This is a genomic window from Lysobacter xanthus, from assembly GCF_047159895.1.
This window is the reverse complement of sequence record NZ_BAAGAB020000101.1, coordinates 1-6,229: the sequence shown is the minus strand read 5'-3', so window position 1 is coordinate 6,229 and position 6,229 is coordinate 1. Positions and strand designations below refer to the sequence as shown.

The 6,229-nt window shown below is 69.8% G+C and carries 8 protein-coding genes and 1 pseudogene; 3 read left to right on the top strand and 6 right to left on the bottom strand.

Translation table 11 applies throughout. The annotated features are described in order from the left end of the window. Positions 1-66: 66 nt before the first annotated feature. The 6 genes from ACY35P_RS14715 to ACY35P_RS14690 form a co-directional block, all read right to left on the bottom strand. Positions 67-708: a DUF2884 family protein gene (locus ACY35P_RS14715; RefSeq protein WP_462116589.1), complete on the bottom strand. Its 642-nt coding sequence runs from the start codon at positions 706-708 to the stop codon at positions 67-69. 23 nt (positions 709-731) lie between these two features. Continuing rightward, complete coding sequence (locus ACY35P_RS14710) at positions 732-1,373, bottom strand: YggN family protein (protein ID WP_462116588.1); 642 nt, start codon at positions 1,371-1,373, stop codon at positions 732-734. 163 nt (positions 1,374-1,536) lie between these two features. Continuing rightward, positions 1,537-2,538 carry an ABC transporter permease gene (locus ACY35P_RS14705; protein ID WP_462116587.1) on the bottom strand — a complete coding sequence of 334 codons (1,002 nt, stop codon included), beginning with the start codon at positions 2,536-2,538 and terminating at the stop codon, positions 1,537-1,539. Next, a complete protein-coding gene (locus ACY35P_RS14700) occupies positions 2,535-3,413 on the bottom strand; it encodes an ABC transporter ATP-binding protein (RefSeq protein ID WP_462116586.1) in 879 nt (292 codons plus the stop codon). Before ACY35P_RS14700 ends, ACY35P_RS14705 begins: the two co-directional genes overlap by 4 nt. After that, positions 3,410-3,781: a GntR family transcriptional regulator gene (locus ACY35P_RS14695; RefSeq protein ID WP_462116585.1), complete on the bottom strand. Its 372-nt coding sequence runs from the start codon at positions 3,779-3,781 to the stop codon at positions 3,410-3,412. Before ACY35P_RS14695 ends, ACY35P_RS14700 begins: the two co-directional genes overlap by 4 nt. A 3-nt stretch (positions 3,782-3,784) precedes the next feature. Then, a complete protein-coding gene (locus ACY35P_RS14690) occupies positions 3,785-4,006 on the bottom strand; it encodes a hypothetical protein (protein ID WP_462116584.1) in 222 nt (73 codons plus the stop codon). A 177-nt stretch (positions 4,007-4,183) separates the two neighbouring features. Between ACY35P_RS14690 and ACY35P_RS14685 the strand changes: the two genes are divergently transcribed. From ACY35P_RS14685 to ACY35P_RS14675, 3 genes and pseudogenes are all read left to right on the top strand, one after another. Further along, entirely contained in the window at positions 4,184-5,167 is a 984-nt protein-coding gene (locus tag ACY35P_RS14685) for an FKBP-type peptidyl-prolyl cis-trans isomerase N-terminal domain-containing protein (protein ID WP_462116583.1), read from the top strand. A gap of 34 nt (positions 5,168-5,201) precedes the next feature. Next, positions 5,202-6,005 carry an FKBP-type peptidyl-prolyl cis-trans isomerase gene (locus tag ACY35P_RS14680; RefSeq protein ID WP_462116582.1) on the top strand — a complete coding sequence of 268 codons (804 nt, stop codon included), beginning with the start codon at positions 5,202-5,204 and terminating at the stop codon, positions 6,003-6,005. A 22-nt stretch (positions 6,006-6,027) separates the two neighbouring features. Further along, positions 6,028-6,229, top strand: a pseudogene (locus ACY35P_RS14675) (hypothetical protein); the annotation flags it as partial.

The window sequence follows — 6,229 nt, the reverse complement described above, 5'->3', positions numbered from 1 at the left end:
CGGGACGCGGGCAATAAAAAGGGCGCGCCGTCGGGGAGAACGGCGCGCCCAAGGTCGAACGTGCGATCAGGCGGTCGGCGCGGGCGCCGCGGGTGCCGCCGGCGGGGACGGCGGCGCGGGCGGATCGCTCTCGGAGTCGAAGTCCGCGTGGCACTTCTCGGCGTCGTGCGGCTTGTCCTTCGCGAACGGCGCGAACTCCGGGATCGCTGCCGCGGCACGGCGCTGGGCTTCGAGTAGCGCGGGCACGTGGTCGCAGAGCTTGCGCGCGGCGGCCTTGATGCCCTGCGCCTGCGCCTCGACACGCTTGCCGACGTCATCGGGCTTGCCGCTGAAGATGCCGCCGATGGCTTCGGTGACGGCCTTGCCGGCCAGCTCGGCACCGGCGGCACCGATCGCCGCGCCGGCCTGGGCGATGTCCGAGACGCGCGCACGGTAGTCGAGCAGCAGGCGGCGTTGCGATTCGTCCAGCGTCACCGGCTTGCCGTCGACGATCAGGTCGCCGGCCGGCGTGATCTCGGCCTTGCGGGCGATGCCGTCGTCGGTGCGGATCGTGATGTTCTCGTCGTCGATCTTGCGCGCGGCTTCGGAGATCGTCCGGGCGAGCGTGCCCTGGGCGGGCGCGGTGGTCGCGGGCTCCGGCGCTCGGCCCTGGCAGGCCGCGAGCGTGGCGAGGATCGCGACGCAGAGGGTGGTGCGGATGGCGTTCATTCCAGGCTTCTCCGGGGTCGGTTTCAGCGCGACGCGAGGTCGCGGCGAACGTCGGCTTCGCAGGTCGCGATGTCGTCGTCCCGAAGCGTCGCATACGGGCGGAATGCGGTGACAGTGGCGGCCAGCGCCTGCTGCGACTGCTGCAGTCGGGGCAGGCTCGCGCAGATCTGCAGCATCGCCGGGCGCAGTTCGCGCTGCACGGTGCTTTCGACGCGCCGCTCGAGCGAGCCGGTCAGGCCACCGACGATCAGCTGGAACATCGAGACGTCGGTGGCGTCCAGCGCGAGCATTGCCGCCTTCTCGCCAGCGGCCATGCCCGTCTTGGCGATGCCGATCACCTGGGTCCGGTAGTCGAGCAACTGACGTCGCTGGACCGCGTCCACCGGGACCGCCTTGCCGTCGACAAGGAGGTCGCCCGCGGGGGTGATCTCGGCCTTCGGGCCGTGCTCGGTGTCGCGGCGCGCATTGCGCTTGTGCTTGCCGAACTGGATGTCGTTGTCGAGCGAGAGATTTTCGGTCTCCAGCCGCATGCGCTCCTGCGCCAGTTCGCTGCGGATCTCGGCCCGCGCGCGGTGCATTTCGAGGCCCATCTCGGAACGCGGTCCGGCGTGCGAAGCCAGCGGCAGCGCGGAGGCGAAGAGGAGGGCGAGGGTCGTGGCCTTCATGGAGAGTCCTCGGGATTCGTGGAGCGCGCCGTGGCCCTCGGGCCCGGCGGATCTAAAAGAAAGGGGGGGCGCGTCGAGGTGCTGTGGCGCTGGAGCCGGGACCGTGCCGGTCCGCGGCTCCCGACCCGGCGGCGTGCGCCGGGTCGGGGGTGTCGCGGAAGGCTCAGCCTTCGTCGCGCCAGCGGCGGAGGCGGACGGCGGCGGCGATCATCGCGATCCCGGCGATTACGCCGATCCAGAGGTCGGCCGTGCCGGCCATGGTCCAGTTCTGCGCCGCGTTGATCAGGTTCGCGAAGTCTTCCGGGCCGTGGATGTTGCCGACGCCGGCGTCGAGACGGGGCACCCAGGTGGCGGGGAACACGCTCAGCAGGCCGCGGTAGGCGACGACGTACCAGAGCTTGCCCACGTCGTAACCCATGTTGAGCACCGCATTAGCGAAGCTGATCAGCGCGCAGCCCAGCACGGGCACCATCACCGCCCACAGGAAGGGCTTGGAACGCGACGCCGCCGAGCAGAGCATCAGCCAACCGACCGCGGGCAGCGCCCAGAGCGCATAGAGCGGGATCATCGCGATGACGTTCGCCATGACGCGGAGCGGGTGCGAGTGGGTGAAGATGCCGCTCGCGCCGGGCACGCCGTTGATCGAGGTCGTCAGGGCGGCGATCACCCAGGTGGCGAGTCCGAGCAGCAGGCCGATGCCCACCGCGATCAGCGGTCCCAGCGCCAGCGCCCAGGCGACCTTCGCGCCGACCGTGCTGCTGTCGGAGACCGGCAGCGACTTCCAGAACAGCACGCTGCGGTCCTTGCGATCGTCGTAGAGCGAGCCCAGCGAGTAGAAGAACACCACGAAGCCCAGGACGAGCAGGGTGATGCCGACACCGCTGAGAAGCGCCATGTCGCCGGCGCCGCCGAGGGCTCGGGCGATCTGGCCCGGATCGGCATTGCTCATTTCGATGCGATTGGCATGCCGGTGCGCGAGGGTGCTGCCGGCGATGGCCGCGAGCAGGGTGAACAGCAGCGAGATGCCGGCCGCGATCGCGGGCGCCCAGAGGAAGCCGCCGCGGTGTTCCCAGAGCTCGCGACGCAGCAGCAGCTTGAACTTGTGCGTGGCGTGCGGTGCGGCGACGGCGCGCCGCTGCGGCAGGGTTTCGGTCATCGTGTTCATGCGTAGGTCCCCTTCATCGTGGCGACGAACAGGTCGGCCAGGCCGGGCGTGCGCGTCTCGCCGAGGGTTTCGAGCTGCTCGTGCGGCACGCCGTCGAACAGCATCACGGTCTTGCCGAAGGGCAGGGCGCGTTCGTCGACCGGCTTCAGGGCGCGGGCGTCGTCGACGCGGGCGGCATCCACCAGCACTTCCGTGTAGCGCTCGCCCAGCGTGTCCATCTGCGCGTCCAGCGAGATCTTGCCGTCGCGGATGAACAGCACGTCGGTGAGGATGTGCTCGATCTCCTCCACCTGGTGGGTGGTGACGATGATCGTCTTCTCCTCGTCGAAGTAGTCCTCCAGCAGGCGCTGGTAGAACTGCTTGCGGTAGAGGATGTCGAGGCCGAGCGTCGGCTCGTCGAGCACCAGCAGCTTCGCGTCGATCGCCATCACCAGCGCGAGGTGCAGCTGGACGATCATGCCCTTGCTCATCTCGCGAACCTTGAGGTTCGGCTTGAGCTGGGTGCCGGCCAGGAAGCGCTCGCAGCGGGCCATGTCGAACCGCGGATGGACGCCGGCGACGAATTCGATGGCTTCCTTCACCTTGATCCAGCGCGGCAGCACCGCCACGTCGGCAATGAAGCAGACGTCCTGCATCAGGTCGTCGCGCTGGGTGCGCGGGTCGCGGCCGAGCACGGTCATGTCGCCGTCGAACGGGGTGAGACCGAGCATCGCCTTGAGGGCGGTGGTCTTGCCGGCGCCGTTCGGGCCGATCAGGCCGACGATGCGACCCGCCGGGATCTCGAACGTGGTGCCGTCGAGCGCCACCTTGTTCTTGTAGGTCTTGCGGAGTCCGCGGGCGCGGACCACCGCGGCCGGGGCGGTCTGGGCATTCATTGCATGCTCTCCTTGCGGTCGGCGGCCATCAGCTCCTCGAGCTTCAGGCCGAGGCGGGCGATGCGCTCCATCACCTGCGGCCACTCTTCCTTCATGAAACGCTCGCGCTCGTTCATGAGCAGCTTCCTCGCGGCTTCTTCGGTCACGTACATGCCCAGTCCTCGACGTTTTTCGACCAGTGCCTCGTCGGCGAGCTCCTGATAGGCCCGCGACACGGTGATGGGGTTCAGCTGGTACTCCGCGGCCACCTGGCGCACGGAGGGGAGCGGATCGCCCGGCTTGAGCAAGCCGTCGAGCATCATGGCGATGACCCGCTCCTTGAGCTGGCGGTAGATGGGAGCGCCGTCGCTCCATTGGATCGCGACCATGGGTCAGCCCCTCGGAAGGAAGGAGAAGTAGGGCATCGCCAGCTGGTGGCGGATGCGGCGGGTGCTCCCGGCCTTGGGGCCGGTGTCCAGGCGGACGGCGAGGGACGCGCCGGCGGCGGTGGACGGGGTCGCGAACGGCACGGCGGCGAGGGCGAAGGCGCCGGTGGCCGAGAGGGCCGCCGTCACCACGAGCGCGTTCAGGCTGTTGCGGAGCTTGCGAGTCATGGCAAACCTCCTCGTTGGTAGACCGGTGTTGTAGGCAACTATAACACCAGTTTTCGGTCCGTCAATACCTGTCCACCCAACTGATGGCATACGGCCGCTGGGCCGATTTGCCCCCCATCGGCGGGGCCGCGACAATACGGGCCCCTCGCGCCATCCGGCGCCGCACTGGAGTCGTGCATGAACCTGCCCGCACGCGGCCTCGCCGCGCTGCTCGCCCTGTCGGCCGCGGCCGCCGTCGCCGCGCCGCCCGCCGCACCCGCGTCGAAGCCCGCGCCCGCCGCGTCCGCGAAGGCGGCTTCGACGGTGTCGTCGCTGTCCACTCCGCGCCAGAAGGTCAGCTACATGATCGGCATGGACGTGGGCCAGTCGCTCGCGCCCGTCGCTCCGGACCTCGACATGGCCGAGTTCCAGCGCGCGATCCGCAACGCGTTCGACGGCGGCAAGCCGCTGCTCACGCAGGAGCAGGCGCAGAAGCTCGGCCCCGCGCTGATGAAGCGCATCGCGGCGCGTCGCGGCCAGGCGCCTGCTGGCGAGGCCGTTCCCGAAGTGTCGAAGCAGCAGGTGGGCCTGCTGGTCGGCGCGGACGTCGGCGGTTCTCTTGCGCCGGTGAAGGACGAGATCGATTTCGCCGTGATGATGCAGGCGATCACTACGTCGTTCGCCAACGGCACGCCGCTTCTGGGCGAAGCCGAGCGCACCGCCGTGCGCGAGCAGTTCACCACTTCGATGCGCGACAAGATGCAGGCGCGCGCGGCTGCGCAGGCGACGACGAACCGCGACGCCGGCGCGAAGTTCCTGCTGGAGAACAAGGCGAAGAAGGGCGTGTTCACGACGCCGTCCGGCCTGCAGTACATGGTGCTGCGCCAGGGATCCGGGCCGCGCCCGAAGCCCACCGATCGCGTCCGCGTGAACTATCACGGCACGCTGCTCGACGGCACGGTCTTCGACAGCTCGTACGACCGGGGCGCGCAGCCGGTCGAGTTCATGCTCAACCAGGTCATCCCCGGCTGGACCGAAGGCGTGTCCATGATGCCGGTCGGCGCCAAGTACCGGTTCTGGATCCCGTCCGACCTGGCGTACGGCGAAAAGGGCGCGGGCCCGCAGATCGGCCCGAACTCGACGCTGGTCTTCGATGTCGAACTGCTTGCGATTTCGCCCTGATCGCGGCCCCGGCCGCCCCCACCGAGGAATTCCGATGACCCTTTCCACGACGCGCCTGCTGGCGCTCGGCTCCATCGCGCTGGCGCTCGCCGCCACCGGCTGCGACAAGACCACGCCCGCCGCGAAGGAGGCCGCCACCCCGGCCGCCGCGAACACCTCCGACCCGAACGCCATCGCCGGCCTGAAGGACGAGAAGGCGCGCGTCAGCTACATGATCGGCCTCGACATGGGCCAGACGCTGAAGCAGGTGAAGGACGAGATCGACCTGCCGACGCTCGAGAAGGCGCTCAAGACGTCCATGGACGGCGGCAAGCCGCTGATGGACGAGAAGCAGGCGCAGCAGGTGCGCGAGGCCTTCGCGCAGAAGCTACAGGCCAAGCGCGCCGAGGAGCAGACCAAGCTCGCATCGACGAACGCCAAGACCGGCGCCGAGTTCCTCGCCAAGAACGCGAAGGTCGCCGGCGTGCAGACCACCGCGAGCGGCCTGCAGTACCAGGCGCTCACGACCGGCACGGGCCCGCGCCCGAAGGCCGATGACATGGTCACCGTGCACTACACCGGCACGCTGCTCGACGGCACCAAGTTCGACAGCTCGTACGACCACGGCGGCCCGGCCACGCTGCCGCTCGCGCAGGTCGTCCCCGGCTGGCGCGAAGGCATCCAGCTGATGCCGGTCGGCAGCAAGTACAAGCTGTGGATCCCGGCGTCGCTGGGCTACGGCGAAGCCGGCACGCCGGGCGGCCCGATCCCGCCGAACGCGACGCTCGCGTTCGAGGTGGAGCTGCTGGGCATCGGCAAGCCGGGCGCCGCCGGCCCCGGCGCGCTTCCGCCGCGTTGACCGCTCGACGCAGGAGCGCCTGATGCGCGTCACCATCTTCGGCACCGGGTACGTCGGTCTCGTCACCGGCACCTGCCTCGCGGACGTCGGCCACGACGTCGTCTGCGTCGACATCGACGCGGGCAAGGTCGCGGCGCTGGACCGCGGCCCGGTGGGATTGCCCGGCGAGCACAGGAAGACCAGGCGCGCGCCCGCCGATTCCGCCGCGTTGCCGACCGCGTCGA

What these genes read in the sequence shown, in the direction of transcription:
- ACY35P_RS14680 (WP_462116582.1), top strand. Translation starts at nt 5,202, where the DNA reads ATGACCCTTTCCACGACGCGCCTGCTGGCGCTCGGCTCCATCGCGCTG.
- ACY35P_RS14685 (WP_462116583.1), top strand. Translation starts at nt 4,184, where the DNA reads ATGAACCTGCCCGCACGCGGCCTCGCCGCGCTGCTCGCCCTGTCGGCC.
- ACY35P_RS14710 (WP_462116588.1), bottom strand. Translation starts at nt 1,373, where the DNA reads ATGAAGGCCACGACCCTCGCCCTCCTCTTCGCCTCCGCGCTGCCGCTG.
- ACY35P_RS14690 (WP_462116584.1), bottom strand. Translation starts at nt 4,006, where the DNA reads ATGACTCGCAAGCTCCGCAACAGCCTGAACGCGCTCGTGGTGACGGCG.
- ACY35P_RS14695 (WP_462116585.1), bottom strand. Translation starts at nt 3,781, where the DNA reads ATGGTCGCGATCCAATGGAGCGACGGCGCTCCCATCTACCGCCAGCTC.
- ACY35P_RS14715 (WP_462116589.1), bottom strand. Translation starts at nt 708, where the DNA reads ATGAACGCCATCCGCACCACCCTCTGCGTCGCGATCCTCGCCACGCTC.
- ACY35P_RS14705 (WP_462116587.1), bottom strand. Translation starts at nt 2,538, where the DNA reads ATGAACACGATGACCGAAACCCTGCCGCAGCGGCGCGCCGTCGCCGCA.
- ACY35P_RS14700 (WP_462116586.1), bottom strand. Translation starts at nt 3,413, where the DNA reads ATGAATGCCCAGACCGCCCCGGCCGCGGTGGTCCGCGCCCGCGGACTC.